Source organism: uncultured Microbacterium sp. (assembly GCF_937927635.1).
In the GTDB taxonomy this organism is placed as follows: domain Bacteria; phylum Actinomycetota; class Actinomycetes; order Actinomycetales; family Microbacteriaceae; genus Microbacterium.
Window position 1 is genome coordinate 59,877 of the sequence record NZ_CALBRW010000012.1, and the last position, 16,316, is coordinate 76,192.

At 66.2% G+C, this 16,316-nt stretch carries 12 protein-coding genes; 4 read left to right on the forward strand and 8 right to left on the reverse strand.

Annotated elements, in window-relative coordinates; all coding sequences use genetic code 11:
* Positions 1-16 precede the first annotated feature (16 nt).
* Together Q0568_RS03510 and Q0568_RS03515 are read right to left on the reverse strand one after the other, a co-directional pair.
* Positions 17-2,029 (reverse strand): acyltransferase family protein, encoded by a 2,013-nt coding sequence (locus Q0568_RS03510; RefSeq protein ID WP_298862313.1) that lies wholly within the window; start codon positions 2,027-2,029, stop codon positions 17-19.
* 107 nt (positions 2,030-2,136) lie between these two features.
* Positions 2,137-2,907, reverse strand: a complete 771-nt coding sequence (locus tag Q0568_RS03515) for a DUF4422 domain-containing protein (protein WP_298862316.1) — start codon at positions 2,905-2,907, stop codon at positions 2,137-2,139.
* Between the two features lie 293 nt (positions 2,908-3,200).
* On the opposite strand from Q0568_RS03515, the gene Q0568_RS03520 reads away from it, so the two are divergent.
* Positions 3,201-4,571 (forward strand): sugar transferase, encoded by a 1,371-nt coding sequence (locus Q0568_RS03520; RefSeq protein ID WP_298862319.1) that lies wholly within the window; start codon positions 3,201-3,203, stop codon positions 4,569-4,571.
* Positions 4,572-4,715: 144 nt separating this feature from the next.
* Entirely contained in the window at positions 4,716-6,734 is a 2,019-nt protein-coding gene (locus Q0568_RS03525) for a DUF4012 domain-containing protein (RefSeq protein WP_298862322.1), read from the forward strand.
* A gap of 281 nt (positions 6,735-7,015) precedes the next feature.
* Here the strand turns inward: Q0568_RS03525 and Q0568_RS03530 are convergent, their stop codons facing one another.
* From Q0568_RS03530 to Q0568_RS03540, 3 genes are all read right to left on the reverse strand, one after another.
* Positions 7,016-7,831: a response regulator transcription factor gene (locus Q0568_RS03530; RefSeq protein WP_298862325.1), complete on the reverse strand. Its 816-nt coding sequence runs from the start codon at positions 7,829-7,831 to the stop codon at positions 7,016-7,018.
* A 94-nt stretch (positions 7,832-7,925) separates the two neighbouring features.
* Complete coding sequence (locus tag Q0568_RS03535) at positions 7,926-9,053, reverse strand: hypothetical protein (protein ID WP_298862328.1); 1,128 nt, start codon at positions 9,051-9,053, stop codon at positions 7,926-7,928.
* Complete coding sequence (locus Q0568_RS03540) at positions 9,050-10,708, reverse strand: sensor histidine kinase (protein WP_298862331.1); 1,659 nt, start codon at positions 10,706-10,708, stop codon at positions 9,050-9,052. Before Q0568_RS03540 ends, Q0568_RS03535 begins: the two co-directional genes overlap by 4 nt.
* 98 nt (positions 10,709-10,806) lie before the next feature.
* On the opposite strand from Q0568_RS03540, the gene coaA reads away from it, so the two are divergent.
* Positions 10,807-11,748: a type I pantothenate kinase gene (gene coaA / locus Q0568_RS03545; RefSeq protein ID WP_298862334.1), complete on the forward strand. Its 942-nt coding sequence runs from the start codon at positions 10,807-10,809 to the stop codon at positions 11,746-11,748.
* A 6-nt stretch (positions 11,749-11,754) separates the two neighbouring features.
* On the opposite strand, the gene Q0568_RS03550 is transcribed toward coaA, so the two are convergent.
* Complete coding sequence (locus tag Q0568_RS03550) at positions 11,755-13,050, reverse strand: HipA domain-containing protein (RefSeq protein WP_298862337.1); 1,296 nt, start codon at positions 13,048-13,050, stop codon at positions 11,755-11,757.
* Positions 13,043-13,279: a helix-turn-helix domain-containing protein gene (locus tag Q0568_RS03555; protein ID WP_298862340.1), complete on the reverse strand. Its 237-nt coding sequence runs from the start codon at positions 13,277-13,279 to the stop codon at positions 13,043-13,045. Before Q0568_RS03555 ends, Q0568_RS03550 begins: the two co-directional genes overlap by 8 nt.
* 177 nt (positions 13,280-13,456) lie before the next feature.
* Here Q0568_RS03555 and glmS point away from each other — a divergent pair, with 177 nt between their 5' ends.
* Entirely contained in the window at positions 13,457-15,304 is a 1,848-nt protein-coding gene (gene glmS, locus Q0568_RS03560; RefSeq protein WP_298862343.1) for a glutamine--fructose-6-phosphate transaminase (isomerizing), read from the forward strand.
* A 161-nt stretch (positions 15,305-15,465) separates the two neighbouring features.
* Here the strand turns inward: glmS and Q0568_RS03565 are convergent, their stop codons facing one another.
* Positions 15,466-16,299, reverse strand: a complete 834-nt coding sequence (locus tag Q0568_RS03565) for a DUF559 domain-containing protein (protein WP_298862346.1) — start codon at positions 16,297-16,299, stop codon at positions 15,466-15,468.
* Positions 16,300-16,316 lie beyond the last annotated feature (17 nt).

Consider the following 16,316-nt stretch of genomic DNA (forward strand, 5'->3'; position numbering starts at 1 on the left):
TACACCCGCTGTGGTCTCAGCGTGAGGCTTGTTCGCTCAGTGCCGCTGCTAGGAACCCGTCCCCGATCGAGCGGGTGAAGTAGCCGCTTAGGTGGTTGGAGTCGGCATATGCGGGGATGCCACCGACGATGAGGTGACAACGGTCGCCGCACACGAGGCTGTTCTCATCGACGAGTGTGATCGCCGGGTCGTCGGCCATGGCTACACTGCGGCCAAGGGTCGAATCGGCCGCGATGGGTCTTGCTTGCGTGCAACTCGGCGAAGACTCGTCGATGGTCAAACACCGATCCAGTGAAGCCTGGAACTCTGGGACGTCGGCGAGGACGATCACGCGCTTTCCTGCCGCAGCCCACTTGCGCCATACTTGCGCGTATCCGTCAGGGGACGCATGGGTGCCCGACGCGGTGAGGTACAGCGACTCGCGCGCTGCGACCACCACTGTATCGATGTCGGGGTCGGCTGCGACGGTGGCAATCATGGCAAGGCGCCATTCAGCGCAGCCTTGAATATCAGGCTGTTCGTGCCCCAACACACCGATGTCGGCGGTGGGCGGGCAACCCGGCCGCACGAACGTCGTCGTGCGTGCGCCGGGAATCTGTCTGATGGCAGGAAGCCACATCATCGCGTGGGAATCTCCGACAACCGCGATCTGATGGGTGGCGTCTTTGGCCGAGGCTCCAAAGACGCACGTACTTATGGGTGGCGTCTTACCGGGGAGATTCGAGCATACGGCGTCCGGAATGAATGTCGCAGCTCGGAATGCTGAATCGACGAGGGCATAGTCAGGATTTTCCAGGGTGTGGGACCCTGGGCATGGCTGTGTCAGCGGGGACGCCTGGGCGCCAAAACAGGCGGACGGCTCCGACGAGAGCCGCATCAATGCAGCGCTCGCACTGGCAGTGCGTTCTTGGATACCAGTCACACCGACGAGACTCGAGGCCACGATGACTGCCATGGCTGCAGCGATGGTGCCGAGAACGATCCGAGGATGGGCTTTCGGAAGTGCCCCTGCGCGAACCGGATCTTCGACAAAGCGTTTCGAGAGGTAAGACACGACAACAGTGATCGCAACCAGAACGACCTTCAGAGCGGCGGTGAGGTGGATACCCGCGTACGAGGCTCCGATGATCAGTGGGTAGTGCCAGAGATAGGCGGAGTAGCTGACGTCGCCCATGAACTGGATGGGCCGCCATCGTGTGATGACGTTGGGCGAGACGCGCGTCGTGGGCTCCCCGATCCCAATCAGCGCCATGGTTGCGGCGACGGGGATGACAGCGGCGGCACCGGGAACTCCGGAACCGGAGTTGAGCACAAACGTGGACGCGATCAGTATGGCCCAGCACGCCCAGGTCACCGCGACCAGGCGTTGCCGCCATTGTTCGGTTGCTGTGGGCAGCAAGGAGAGCAACCCACCTGCCGCGAATTCCCAGACTCTCCCCGGGGTCTGGAAATACGCGGCGGCGGCCATGTGCGATGTTGACCAGGTTGCGTAAGTGAACGAGAGAACCAGAAGGGTGCCGAAGAGCAGCCCGAGCGCGAGTCTGCGCCGTCTCGCAGAGCTGCGGCGCGTCGCGAGTATGACGCAGAGGGCGAGAATCGGCCAGATGATGTAGAACTGCTCCTCGACGGACAGAGACCAGAAGTGGGTCACGAGGGTGTGCCCTGCCTCCTGAGCGAAGTAGTCGAGTGAGTTCGCAGCTAGGACCCAGTTCACGACGTAGACGGCTGCCGCGCCGATCTGGGTGTAGTTGTCGCTCCGACTCGTGATCGGTACGACGATCGCGGTGAAGATGCCGCACACCAGCAGGACGAGAAGGGAAGCAGGAAGGAGGCGGCGGATACGGCGAACCCAGAACCTTCCCAGCGCGATCTTGTTGTCGCGTTCGCCCTCTCTGAGCAGGTGAGCGGTGATCAGATAGCCGCTGATGACGAAGAAGACGTCAACGCCGATGTATCCACCAGTCAGCTTGTCGGGCCAGAGGTGGTTGAGGATGACGGCGATGACGGCGAGAGCGCGGAGCGCCTGCACATCTCCGCGGAATCCTCGCGTCACGGATTGCGACGACGATGATAACCCTCTGCGTACGGCCCTGAGCCTCGTCCCTTGGGTGGCGGCACGGGTACCAGCGGAGCCAATCACTGCGTGGGCCCGCCCCGCAGCTTGCGCTTCAGGAAGCCCACGGCCTTCTTCAGTTTCGGTTCGCCTTCGGTGTTCACGATCTTTCGGTATGTGACAGACAGCTGGTCGGCCTGGCTGCGCGCCCAGACGTTCAGCAGGCGCTCGCCGAGGTATCCGAATGTGCGCTGCTGATAGACAGTGCGCGAGTCGTTGTCGATCTGGGAGCTGACGTCGTTCAGGATCGGGAAGACCCACGATGCATAGGCGTCGACGACGTCGCGCCGACCGAGGAACATGTTGTAGAGCGAGAGCGACGTGCCTGCGAAGACGCCGTCGTACGCGTCGAGCATCTCGGGGGAGTGGTCGCCGACCACCCGGCGGAGCACCTCGAGGTCAGAGCCGTGGTGACCGTTGCGGTAGTGGTTCTCGACGGTCTCGATCAGATAGTTGCGGGGATGCCCGAGCACGAGGTCATGGGAAGCGAGAAGTTCAGCGGCCTCGTCGCCACCGAGAATCTTCGAGCCTCGAGGCCCATGGGCATGTCCGGCGAAGTATCTGCGATAGTGGCTCAGCCCGAGGTCGGCGTCGGGCACGTTCTTCCACGCCCAGTACAGGGCCGTCAACTCGCAGAACGACGGATTCAGCATCGAGATGTTCTCGCCGCTGTCATCGGGCTGATACCCGAGGTCCTGATCGCTGCGTGCGTGCCCGACGTGTACAGGCAGGTAGAGCGCATCCGCGGGCATCGGGGCGAGCTTGTGCGTCGCGACGAGCATCAACGCTGACATTTGCGTGACTCCAGGCTGTGTGATGTTCGCCGCATGCAGCGGCTCTTTACTCCCTCGATTCTAGGGCGTGGTGCGCTCCGGCGGAGCGTGCGCCTGAGAGGTTGCTGGAGGCCCAGGTACACTACAGGAGTTGTTTCGTGCGCGGCCGCGCGAGTATGAGGGTTGGGCGGCGCTGAGCACACGAATATGGGGAATGTGGAATGGGCGGATGGAACCGCCGAGGGAGCAGGATGCAGACGACACGTCGATGGCCGAGACGGTACGCGGCGAGACTTCGTCTCACAGACGGGCTAGTGCTGGTCGCCCTGCTGTGGATCTATGTTGTGGTCTCGCGGGGCATGGGTGCCGAACTCGACGTGGTCGCCTGGCCGGGTGGACCCCTCGTTCCTTACTGGGCTGCACTCGTCATCACGTGGCTTGTCTGGATGATCGCGCTGGACGCGGCTGACAGCCGAGATGAGCACGTCGTCGGCCAGGGCATCACCGAATATGATCGCGTGTTCCGCGCCACTCTGTCATCCTTCGCCCTGCTGATCGTCTTCGCATTCTTCTTCCGCGTGGATCTCGCCCGCACGATCCTGCTGGTCGTGTTTCCTGTTGGCCTGGTGCTGCTTGTGGTCTCCCGCTGGCTGTGGCGGCAGTGGCTGCGCAAGCAGCAGCGCGCCGACAGATTCGTGCACCGTGCCTTGGTCATCGGTGAGCTGCGCAAGTCGGCGCACGTGATCAGAACGCTCAACGGCACCGATGACACCGGCGTGAAGATCCTCGGCCTGCTCACGGAGCAGTCCCAGGGAGCCATGGTCGAGGGCGTACCGGTGCTCGGCAAGTTCCGAGACCTGGAACGGGTCGTGGAGCAGCTTCAGGTCGACTTCGTCGTGCTCTCGGGCGCCGACGACATCTCGCCGAAGGTGATGCGTCGCATCGGCTGGAACATGGCCAGCCAGGACGTCGACTGGATCGTGGCGCCCTCGCTGACCGACGTGGCCGGCCCCCGCATCCACTCCCGTCCGATGGCGGGACTCCCACTGGTGCATGTCGACTACCCTCGGCTTGATGGTGCGCGACGCTTCCTGAAGCGCAGCTTCGACATCATCGGCTCGGGCCTGCTCATCCTTCTGCTCTCACCGGTGCTGATCGGCACGGCGATCGCCGTCAAGGCGTCCAGCCCCGGGCCCGTCTTCTACAAGCAGGTGAGAGTCGGCCGCAACAGCACCCACTTCGGCATGCTCAAGTTCCGCTCGATGGTGACGGACGCCGATGCCCAACTCGCCGCGCTGCTCGAGGAGCAGGGGCGCAGCGATCAGCCCCTGTTCAAGGTCGACAACGACCCCCGCATCACGCGGGTGGGACGCTTCATCCGCAAGTACTCCCTGGATGAGCTGCCACAGCTGTTCAACGTACTGCTCGGGCAGATGAGCCTGGTCGGGCCGCGTCCGCAGCGCGACGCCGAGGTCGCCCTGTACGACGACGCCGCGTACCGCCGGCTGATGGTGAAACCCGGAATGAGCGGCCTCTGGCAGGTGAGCGGACGCTCCACGCTGTCGTGGGAGGACACCATCCGCCTCGACCTGTACTACGTGGAGAACTGGTCGTTCATGCAGGACATCGTGATCCTGTTCCGCACCATCAAGGCCGTCGCCGCACCCGGCGCCAGCGCGCACTGACAGGCAGTCATTCAGCGGGGATCGGTAGGATCCCGGTGATTCCAAGGAGCACTCATCAGCGATTCGACACCCCCGCTCACGCGCAGTGAGGCACGCCGCGCGCGCGAGGCCGCCGCGGCGGCAGCAGAGATGGCGACGACCCCTGTGAGCACAGCCGGTGGCGACGCCGAGCCGTTCGCAGTCGTGAGCGATGAGCCGTCGGGCCTGGACGTCTTCGCGGCGCTCCACGACGACGATGCTGCCGTCGAGGATGATGCGATGGCACGGCTGCAACGGGACTACGAGCAGCTGCACGGTGGTCGTGCATCTGCAGACGGCGGATCAGACGGCGGGGATGGAGACGGTGGCGACGTGGACGGAGATGCCCCCAAGAAGAAGCGCCGCCGCTGGCCGTGGATCGTCTTCTCGATCCTGGTGGTGCTGCTGATCCTGGCGGGCATCGGCGGCGTGTTCCTTCTGCAGGCGATGCAGGTGCGGGATGACCTGACCCAGGCCAAGGGGAAGATCTCGCAGGTGGTCCCGATGGTGAAGGCGGGCGACACTGCGGGCGTCAAACAGACGGCATCCGATGTTCTCAAGCTCACCTCCGAGGCGGACGGCATCGTCAGCAACCCGCTGTGGCAGTTCGCTGCAGGAGTCCCGTTCGTCGGTCAGAACGTCGCCGCTGTCAGCGAGACCACCAAGGCCACGCACGTGCTGGTGCGGGACGCCATGCCGGTGGCGCTCGACCTTCTCGCCACCATCGACGTGAAGAACCTCAAGGTCGAGGGCGGCGGGATCAATCTGCAGCCGTTCCGCGACATCCAGCCCAAGTTGCCGCAGATCAAGGCGGCGTTCGACGAGGCCAAGACGCACGTCGACAAGATCGACCGCAAGGCGATCCTGCCGTTCGTGGATCAGAACATCGGGCAGCTGGTCGACATCGTTGACCAGGCCACGCCGGCGATCGAGACCGTCGAGAAGTACCTTCCCGACATCCTCGCGGTGATGGGCGACGGCGGCGAGCGCACCTATGCGCTGCTGTTCCAGAACAACGCCGAGAGCCGTGCGACCGGTGGCAATCCCGGTGCCGGCGCGATCCTGACGGTCAAGGACGGGCACATCGCGATGCGCGAGGACCGCGACGTGCTGCGCTACTTCCTCGCGGGGCGCACCAATGCGCACCAGCAGAAGATCGAGCCCGACGAGACGCGCAAGCTGTTCGAGTCGGACACGGCGAAGTACACGCAGAACTACACCCGCCTGCCGAACTTCCCCGACACTGCCAAAATGTTCGACGGGCTGTGGGCGGACTCGACCGGCGGGCGCCTCGACGGCGTGATCTCGCTCGATCCGGTGGTGCTCTCGCACATGCTCAAGGTCGCCGGACCCATGCAGATCCCTGGCGAGAAGCAGCAGATCACGGCCGACAACGCCGTGCAGCTTCTGCTCTTCGACACGTACCAGCGCTTCGGCGCCGACGGCGCGGCCTCCGATGCCTACTTCGCCAAGGTGTCCGCGGCAGTGTTTAAGCACATCATGGGTGGTGGCTGGGACCCGATGAACATGTTCGAGCAGCTGCAGCTGAGCGCGAAGGAGCAGCGCATCAACCTGTGGTTCGCCAAGGACAGCGAGCAGGCGATGGCCGCCGACTTGGGGCTGGACGGCACCGTCGCTGCGACCAACGACAAGACCACGCAGCTGGGCATCTACATCAACGACGCGTCGTACTCCAAGCTGGAGTATTTCCTGAGCACATCCATGGCAGTCACCTGTTCGGCGGAGAAGCGCACGGTCACCACGAGCATCACGCTCAAGAGTTCGGTGCCCAGCACCCAGCTCAACGGATGGACGCTCAACTGGCGGCACGCCAAGCTCGGCATCGACCGCAGGACGATGGCCTTCGACGTGATCTCGATGGCTCTTCCCGGTGGGCAGCTGGTCGCCACCGACCCCGGCAACGGGGACAAGAAGGGCTGGGACCGCGATGGCGCCATCAACGGCCGTCAGGCGAAGAGCCTGTTCATCGAGGTGAAGAAGGGCGAGACCCGCACGGTGTCGTTCACCTCGACCGTCCCGGACGATGCGAAGCAGCCCCTCTCGGTCCGCTATTCGCCCACCGTGACCGACACTCCGGTGACGATCGACGCATCCTGCACGGGGATGTTTCCGGCCGCGCAGTGATGGTGCGGATGGTCTTAAGGCGATCTTGCGTATAGACGAAGGTCTACATGTGGCGATCTGAAAGTCGATACGCCACAATATGTATGTGCCGGGAGCACCCGAAGCTCACGGCATGACTGCAGAGCTGATGAAGTCAGCGTCGGAGGAGGTCTGACGGATCGGCTCGGTTCCCGTCGCGCTGGGGAGGCGTACTGGGAAACGGGGAACTGGGGAGTTACTCGTCTGCAGCCGGACCCGCTGGGGTGGGTCCGGCTGCCACATCCCGTTCGGCGAGAGTCGCGTCAGGGCCGCGGATCGGCGGTCAGCCGGTATCCGACGCCGCGGACCGTCTCGATGTACAGCGGCCTGCTGGCGCTGTCGCCCAGCTTGCGTCGAAGGTTCGTCATGTGGACCTCGATCGCACGCTTGTCGGCATCGGTGACCAGGTCACTCGAGACGTATGACTCACCGTGCAGCGTGAGGGCGAGATCGGCCTTGCCGCGCACCCGGCGCCGTGACTCCATCAGCGCGCTCAACAGGTCGAACTCGGTGCGGGTGAGCTCCACTTCGGCATCGCCCAACAGCACGATCCTGGTGGCGGGATTCAACCGCAGGTCGCGGTGCGTCGCCCACACCGCTGTGGTGACGGCGACTCCCGGTGGTCCCGGTTCAGCCGGTACCGGAATCGGAAGTGTCGCAGCAGCGCTGTCGACGTTCGCCGAGGCGGGAACCAGCACCCGCGGCCTGCGCAGCAGTGCATCGATGCGCGCCCTCAGCTCGCGAGGCCGGAACGGCTTGCTGATGTACTCGTCGGCGCCGGCGGCGAGGCCCAGCACGATGTCGGCCTCCTCATCCAGCGCGCTCAGCATGACGATGTACGTCTCGCTCTGCGCGCGGATGCGGCGCGCCGCCTCGAAGCCGTCGATCCCCGGCATGTTCACGTCCAGGGTCGTGACCAGCGGCTGGTGCTCGAGGACGGCGGTGACGCCGTCGGTCCCGTTGTCGGCGACCACTGTCGAGAACCCGGCGGATTCCAGGATCTCGGCGAGCAGGTGGCGCACGTCGGGATCGTCCTCGATGACCACGGCGGTCCTGGGAGACGGCGAAGGCTCGAGCATCACAGTCCTCTCAGGGGAGTCGGGGACACAATGCTTGCGCCACGCTATCGGCGCGGTCCCCTTCAACAGGCCGATGTGACGCTGGGCACGAATTCTACTCGTCCGGACCGTGGATCCGCTGCCAGCGGTCACCGCCCTTCCGTGCGGCCCCGACCGCGGCCTCGGATGCGGCGGAGACCAGCGCCTCATATTCGTACCCCACCACACTCACCGGTGCCCAGCCGATGCTCGCGGAGCAGCGGAGCGGCAGCGGCGGCGAGGAATCGTCGGTCTTCGTGACGCGTTCGAGCAGCTCCGTCAGCAGCTCGCGCACGCCGCCGGGCGAGCGGGGGATCAGAGCCACGAACCTGGTCGGATTGATCCGCTCGATGTCGGCATCCGATGGCAGCGCGCTGTCGACATCCAGCGCGAATCGATGGCACACCGCGTCGAACGCGGCGGCACTGGTCGCCTCCCGGATGTCATCGGGGTCGTCGAGGCGGATGTCGAGCATCGCCCACCACTCGTCACCCGCCGCCCGTGCGCGATCGAGACGGTTGCGGGCCGTGAGTTCGAAGCTGCGCTGGGGTGTCGAGGAGGTGTCGTCCGAGCGTGTGGCGAGGAGCAGCGTGGTGACCAGCGCGCACACGACATAGACATTCACGCCGATCATGTTGAGAGTGCGGATGAACGCCAGGCTGTCCGCGGGATGGATCTCGCCCAGTGCCTGCAGGATGCCGTTGGTGACGGTGATCACGCCGAAGACCGTGTACGCGGCCGACACCGCCATCAACGGCAGCGTCTCGTTGCGCAGCTGCGGTCCGAGGCGCGCGAGTTCCGCGATGATGAGCGCCGCGAACACCGACATCGTCGCGAACACCACCCGGAACACGATCGTGTAGACCTCGAGCGCCGTCGCGGTGAGCAGGAGTGCGGGGATGGCGACGAGCACGGCGAACGTCAGCGGCAGGAACAGCCGCCGCAGGCCGCGATACGCACGCAGACCCGACCAGATCAACGGCATCGGCGCGATGACGAGCGACGACCCGAGCGCGCGGAGCCCGGCGGGATAGGCGTACTCCTGGGCGAGCCACACGTAGGAGCCGATCATCGCCAGCGCGAAGGCGGCCGACCACAGCGCCGTGGCCCGCGAAGGACGGCGTAGGAAGCCGAGTCCGATGAAGATGACTGTCGCGAGGGTGGAGATCGCGATCATCGGCATGACGAGCGTCGACGTGATCATGCGGGCCTTCCGTGAGGGGAGGGGGGAAGCCGAGCGGGGAGAACGACGCTCACCTCGGTGCCCTTGCCCAGTTCGCTCTCCACCTCCAGTCGACCGCCCTCGGCGACGATGATGTCGCGCGAGATGCTCAGTCCGAGACCCGTTCCGGGGATGCCGCGTGCACGGGCCAGCTCGGTGCGGAACTCCCGCTCGAAGATGCGCGGCAGGTCGGGCCCGGCGATGCCGATGCCCGTGTCGGCGATGGTCACCGCGACCTCGTCGGCGGTGGGGCGATATCCGGTCACGGAGACCCTCCCTCCGCGCTGCGCGTACTTGATCGCGTTCCCGATGACGTTGTCGACCACCTGACGGATGCGGAACGCATCCCCCCAGAGTCTCAGCGGCTCACCGAGAGTGGACTCCACCGTGACGCCGGCGGACTCCGCTGCCGGAGCGAAGCCCTCGAGCGATGCTCGCGTGATCTCGGCCAGGTCGAAGTCGATGCCAGGATCGCCCTGCAGCTTGGCAGGGCTCGCCAGCGCATCGTCGATCAGCCGCTCCATGCGACTCGCGGCCCGGTCGACCACGCGCAGCTGCTCGAGTGCGGCATCCGGCATCCCGTCCCTCTCGAGCAGCAGTTCGATGTGCCCGAGGATGGCGGTGAGGGGATTGCGCAGCTCGTGCGAGATCGTCCGCCGCTTCGCGTTCTCGCTGGCATCGGGATCCGTGCTCTTGGTGACGTCCTCCACGACGAGCAGCAGGCCGTCGCCGGTGACGATGCCGTGATCGATCATCTTCGTGGAAGCCTTCACGGCACGCCACTCGCCATCGAGCCCGAACAGCCAGACGATCTCATCGGTGAACCGTTCGCCGCGTGATGCCCGGGCGATCGTGGTCTGGTCGGAGGGGACGGGCGCGCCGCGCCGGCTGCGGTACTCCACCGAGCGGATCGGATGCTGCTGTGCGTCGCCGCCGAGGGCGAAGATCGTGCGGAACAGGTCGTTGGAGATCTCGAGGAGCCCGGTGGAGCCCACCCGGGCCACGCCCACGTCCAGCGAGTTCATCAGCCGGCTCGTCCGCGCCTTCTGCTCGTTCACGCGCTGCAGCGCGCGGGTGAGCCGGTCGGACTGGGTGCGGAGAAGCTGGCGGGCGGCGCGGTTCCGCTGCGCGCCCACCGCCATGATCATCCCGACGAAGCCCAGCGTGATCATCAGCACGACGGCGTTGAGCGTGGTCATGACGGAGATGCCGAAGACGAGCAGGCCCGCGAGGCAGAGCAGCATGATCAGCGACAGGACCCCGATCAGCACGCCGACGGAGAAGTACGTGCCGACCCACGCGACCGGGAGCACCCACAGGAATGCCACCACCGGCGTGTGACCGACGGCGATCAGCGAGATGGCCACGATGTCCAGGATCGGGAGCACGAGGACTCCGGGTGCGCTGATCCGGTGCCAGGGCACGGCCAGTGACCCGATGGTGATGGCGATGATCAGCACGAGACCCGCGCTGAAGCGCGCATCGGCGAACCGCGTCGGCGCCAGCAGGGCGATTCCTGCGCTGATCGTCACCACGGTGAAGGCGATCGCGAGCTGCCATTGCCAGATCGACCGGCAGCGTGCGTCGCCGAAGCTCCGCGCGACCGGGGGCGAGGGCGCGCGGAAGCCGGTCAGCATGGCCACATTCTAGCCAGGAGCCATGCGCCGGCAGGCGGGGTGGAGCGGCGGGATTCCGGCATCCGCCTGCGCTTCTCCCTCCCGATACGATGTAACCCGTGACATCCGCCGCCAACCTGCCGCTGTCCCAGTACCGCGAGATCGACCGCGCCGACTGGGCGCGCCTGTCGGCGGGGCTGGACCAGCCGCTCAGCGAGACCGAGGTCGTCGGCATCCGCGGCATCGGCGACCGCCTCAACCTCGACGAGGTGCGAGAGGTCTACATGCCGCTGAGCCGGCTGCTGAGCCTGTACGCGTCGTCGACGCGCAGGCTCGGAGCCGCCACCAGCGAGTTCCTGCAGGAGGAGGACTCCACCACGCCGTTCATCGTGGGCGTGGCGGGATCCGTCGCCGTCGGCAAGTCGACCATCGCGCGCCTGCTGCGCGAGCTGATGAGCCGCTGGCCCGGCACGCCTCGCGTCGAGCTGGTCACCACTGACGGGTTCCTCTACCCCAACGCCGAGCTGGAGCGCCGCGGGCTGATGGACCGCAAGGGCTTTCCGGAGTCGTACGACCGCCGGGCGCTGATCGAATTCCTCACCGAGGTCAAGAGCGGTGCGCCCGAGGTGCGCGCGCCGTTCTATTCGCACATGCGATACGACATCGTGCCCGACGCGACGGTCGTGGTGCGTCGGCCCGATGTCGTGATCGTGGAGGGCCTGAATGTGCTGCAGCCGCCGCCCGCGCCCAATGACGTGGCCGTCAGCGATCTGTTCGACTTCTCCATCTACGTCGACGCCGCCCCCGAGCACATCGAGCGTTGGTACACCGACCGGTTCCTGGCACTGCGACAGGGAGCCTTCGCCAACCCGTCGTCGTACTTCAACGTGTTCGCGCATCTCACCGACGAGGAGGCTGTGACGACGGCGCTCGGGTACTGGAACGAGATCAATATGCCGAACCTCGTCGAGAACGTCATGCCCACCAAGCACCGCGCCACACTCGTGCTGCGCAAGGGCGCCGACCACGCCGTCGAGAGCGTGCAGCTGCGCAAGGTCTGAGGGTTTTCAGCCCTTGCGACGGCGGTCGAATCGGCCGATCTCACGGCCGGCCAGCAGCTGCTCCACGGTGTGGCGAAGCGACTCCGGCATCCGTGGCGATGCGCCGGATGGCACGTTCACGGTGTCGAGCGCGGCGAGGAACTGCGAGAGCGTCTCGCTGACTGCTCTTTCCGCATCGTGGATTCGCATGCCCCAGGAACGCGCTTCGCGGACGAAATGCTGCGCGGTGATCCGGCGGTGGTCGAATTCGCCATCGATGGCCAGAGCGAGCGTCCAATCGATCCGGTCTTCCTGGAAGAGGTTGGGGACGGCATCGTAGAGGTCACTGACCCGGTCGTGATCGGGCTCGTGGATGATCCCGACATTCTTCGCGTGTCCGTCGTTGTCGCCGATGAGCACCCGGAACGTCAGTTGTCGCAGCCAGGTGGCCAGCGGGTCTGCGTCGAGAGCAGCGAGAACCTCGGCGATGGCATACGCACTGGCGCGACCGGAGTCGCGGGGGTGCCGCGGGTCCTGGAACTTCGCGGAGTCGTCGAGCCAATCGAGCCCCATGGCCTGCGCTGCGTCCTCCTGGTGGATGACCCGCGCATGGCCATCGACGACGCGTCGATCAAACCGTTCTATGGCCAGGTAGCGCATGCCGCCCGTGCGCATGATCTCACTGCCGAACGAAGCCAGTCCGAGCGCTCGCGCGAGCTCATGGGCGTAGAACTCATCGATGATGCGTTCTGGCGCCGATGCTCTGGGCGGTTTGAGTATGTGCGTGGAGTGCGCGTTCCCATGAGGCATCGCCCACTGGCCGTTCATCTTCGCGACCAGCACTTTCGGCTGGAACCCGGGAATCATCGATCGGCTGTCGTCTCGCACCGCCTGGTTGTGCTTTCCCGCAGCGTCCTTGAGGGCTCGTCGGAGATCGGAGGCGCTGAGCGGTGCGTATCCGGAATCCTGACGAGGCAGACGGAAGCTGAGTGCACCGGCCACCGATCCGCCGTACTCGCGCAGAAAGGCGAAGAGATCATCCTTTCCGATCTGGCGCTGGTCGGCCATCGCCTGGCGTTGATTTCCTTCGGGAAGGTAGCCGCCGAAGAAGCGGGACACTCGGCGACGGTCCAGGGGCAGCGCGGGGGAACTGGCGAAACTCTCGGTGAGTCGGGTTCGCGCGAGCTCGGCATCGGCATGCCAGTGGAAATCGACGAGATGCCGACCTCCCTGGCCTCCCCGTCGTGCTCGTCCGCCTTGTTGCGGGCGGGTCAGCTCTCCGATCGGATGCTCTCCTAGATGCACAGTGAGGGACTCAGCCATCTGATGGGACCTCGTCGACGGTTGCGGTGAGATGGATCCCCAGCATCCGCATCGCCCGGAAGAGGCGCAGCAGCTGCGTGGTGGAGTGCCCGGATTCCAGCCCCGCGACGTAGGTGCGTGAAACGCCCAGCGCGTCAGCGAGGTCCTCCTGCCGGAGGCCCCGCTGCGTGCGAACCGCTGAGATGACCTGCCCGAGATCGCCGGGGCGGCGGATATCGATCTCGCTCATGCTGCTCTCCCCGATCGTTTGTCCGGATATGCTGACACCAGACTATTTCTTGAAATCCGGACATGCAAGTGTGTCTGAATTCACGGACATGTTGCGCGATGCGTGCGCTCATGACGGGTATCCAATTACTGCTTTCGTTCGGATGCCTAGCAAAATGTGCCCGGTACCCTGGAATCCATGTGTGGAATCGTCGGATACGTGGGCCCGCGGCCCAGTCAGGACATCCTTCTCTCGGGGCTGGCTCGTCTCGAGTACCGGGGCTATGACTCCGCAGGCATCGCCGTCATCGACGCCGACGGGCACCTGGGCATGCGCAAGAAGGCCGGCAAGCTGCAGGTGCTGCGCGACTCGCTCGCAGACGCACCGCTGGGCGACGGCACGACCGGCATCGGCCACACCCGCTGGGCCACCCACGGCGGCCCGACCGACGTCAACGCGCACCCGCACCTGGCAGACGATGGCAAGCTTGCCGTCATCCACAACGGCATCATCGAGAACTTCGCCGCGCTGCGCGACGAGCTCGCCGCCGAGGGCGTCACGTTCCTCAGCGAGACCGACACCGAGGTCGCCGCGGCCCTTCTGGGTCGCGAGTACCGGGCATCCGGTGACCTGGTCGCAGCCTTCCGCACCGTCGTGAACCGCCTGGAGGGCGCGTTCACGCTGCTGGCCATGCATCAGGACCAGCCGGGCCTGGTCGTCGGCGCCCGCCGCAACTCTCCGCTCGTGATCGGCCTGGGTGAGGGCGAGAACTTCCTCGGCTCCGACGTCGCGGCCTTCGTCGAGCACACCCGCCACGCGCTGGCCATCGGCCAGGACCAGATCGTCGCGATCACCCCGTCGTCGGTGACCGTGACCACCTTCGAGGGCGAGCCGGTCGAGGCGCAGCCGTTCGAGGTCTCGTGGGACGCTGCCGCCGCCGAGAAGGGCGGCTGGCCGTCGTTCATGGCCAAGGAGGTCGCCGAGCAGCCGGACGCCGTGGCCAACACCATCCGCGGGCGCATCCACGACAGCGAGGTCGTCATCCCCGAGCTCGTCGGCCACGACGAGCTGTTCAGCGGCATCAATCGCGTCATCATCACCGCCTGCGGCACGGCATCCTATGCCGCCCTGGTCGGCAAGTACGCGATCGAGCAGTGGGCGCGCGTGCCCGTCGAGGTCGAGCTCGCGCACGAGTTCCGCTACCGCGACCCGGTGATCGGCGACGACACGCTGGTCGTGTCGATCAGCCAGTCCGGCGAGACCATGGACACCCTGATGGCGGTCAAGTACGCCACCGAGCGCGGTGCGCGCACGCTGTCGATCTGCAACACCCAGGGCGCCACCATCCCGCGCGAATCGGATGCTGTGGTCTACACGCACGCCGGCCCCGAGGTCGCCGTCGCCTCGACCAAGGCGTTCTCCGCGCAGATCACCGCCCTGCTGCTGCTGGGCCTGCACATGGGCCGCGTGCGCAGCACGCTGACCGCGGAGGCGGCTGAGACCATCACCGAGCTGCAGGTGCTGCCCGAGAAGGTCGCACAGGTGCTGGCCGAGGAGAACGAGCACGTCTCGCAACTGGCCGGCTGGATGGCCGACACCCGATCCGTGCTGTTCCTGGGCCGTCACGTCGGGTACCCGATCGCCCTCGAGGGCGCGCTCAAGCTCAAGGAGATCTCGTACATCCATGCCGAGGGCTTCGCCGCCGGCGAGCTCAAGCACGGGCCGATCGCGCTGATCGAGCCCGGTCAGCCGGTGTTCGTGCTGGTGCCGTCGCCGCGCCACTCCGCCCTGCTGCACTCCAAGGTGGTCTCCAATATCCAGGAGATCCGCGCCCGCGGTGCCCGTGTGATCGTCGTGGCCGAAGAGGGCGACGCCGCCGTGCTGCCGTATGCCGACGAGGTCATCCGCATCCCGTTGGCATCCCCGCTGCTCGAACCGATCCTCTCGGTCGTGCCGCTGCAGATCTTCGCCATGGCCCTGGCCACGGCGAAGGGCCTGGACGTCGACCAGCCGCGCAACCTCGCGAAGTCGGTCACGGTCGAGTAATCCCGCCTCATCGGCCCGCCCGTGCCTCCGCTGGTACGGATGTCGGTCGAGAGTACGGATGTCGGCTGGGATGCCGCGGATGAGCCGACATCCGTGATCTGAGCCGACATCCGTACCGGGCCGGAGGGTTTGCCGGGCCGGAGGGTTTGCCGGGCCGCGGGTCAGGCGCCTGCCCGCGCCAGCGCCGCCAGGATCGCGCGCACCACGGAATCCCAGTCGTGGATGACCTGCGCGTAGTCGAATCGCAGCGTCTCGTATCCGTGGCCGGATGCTGCGGCATCCCGCACCAGATCCTTGTGCAGCCGTTCGGCGCCGGCGTGGTTCTCGCGGCCGTCCACCTCGATGATGAGCCGCCCGCCGGCGACGAAGTCGACCCGCCCGACATCGGGGATGTCCACCTGGCAGTCGAGGCTGATCCCGAGCAGATGCAGCCGGAAGCGCAGCAGCGACTCCAAGCCGCTCTGGGCGTCGGAGCGCGCGAGATCCAGGATCCACGCAGCGGACTTCGGCAGCTCCCGTCGGATTCGACAGCGATCGGATGCCGTGATGAGCCGCCTGTTCCACGCGGATTCATACGCGGCGAAGAACGCCTCCGCGCTCAGGCAGCGGTATGCGTGAACCAGGGCGGTCGCCACCTCGGCCATCCCGACCTGCGCGGTGCCGGGAGAGTGATGCACGACGCAGGCGCATCCGGGGTGCAGGTGAGTCCGGCCGGCGCGTCCGACCCAGACGTGCACCGTGTCGTCCGGGTCGGGAAGGATCCAGACGCGCTTCGCGCGGAGGGCGTCGGTGCAGGTCAGCTCTCCGCCGTGGGCGGCTGCGGAACGGACCTTGCGGTCGAGCGTCCTGAGGGCGAAGACGCCGGGACGGATGCGGTCGATGCGCCCGCCGTCGACCGCAGCCGCGAGCTCCTTCCGGGTGCACCCGTACCGCTGCAGGAGAGTGCCGCGAGCGACATCGCCGAATCGTGCGAGCAGGTCTTCGGGCTTCAGCATCCTCCGAGCATCGCCGT